We start from the raw sequence: 242 nt of genomic DNA, 5'->3' as shown, positions 1-242 counted from the left end.
CCTCTAGGTGGTTTAATGAGGGGTTTGCTGAATACTTTGAGCTTACTAAAAATAATATGCAAACAGCTATTGTTGAGCCGAATAGTTCATGGACGAAAAATAACAATATTACTAAAAGTGTATTTTCGATTGATTCGTTAGTGGGTTTGGATGACTCGTGGAAAAAAGGTGATACCAGTAAGCTGTATGCAAGCAGCTGGGCTGCAATTTACTTTTTAATGGATACGCGAGCAGGGCAGGCG

General features: G+C 39.7%; 1 protein-coding gene. It reads left to right on the top strand.

The genetic code is table 11. From position 1 onward, the window contains the following. On the top strand, window positions 1–242 hold a 242-nt coding region (locus AAEY83_RS18050; protein ID WP_351061440.1), incomplete at both ends, for a hypothetical protein.

This window comes from Psychrobacter sp. TB20-MNA-CIBAN-0197, from assembly GCF_040309765.1.
GTDB classification, from domain to species: Bacteria; Pseudomonadota; Gammaproteobacteria; order Pseudomonadales; family Moraxellaceae; genus Psychrobacter; species Psychrobacter submarinus.
Note: the sequence above shows the minus strand (reverse complement) of the source record. Positions and strands in the feature narration are given on the sequence as shown.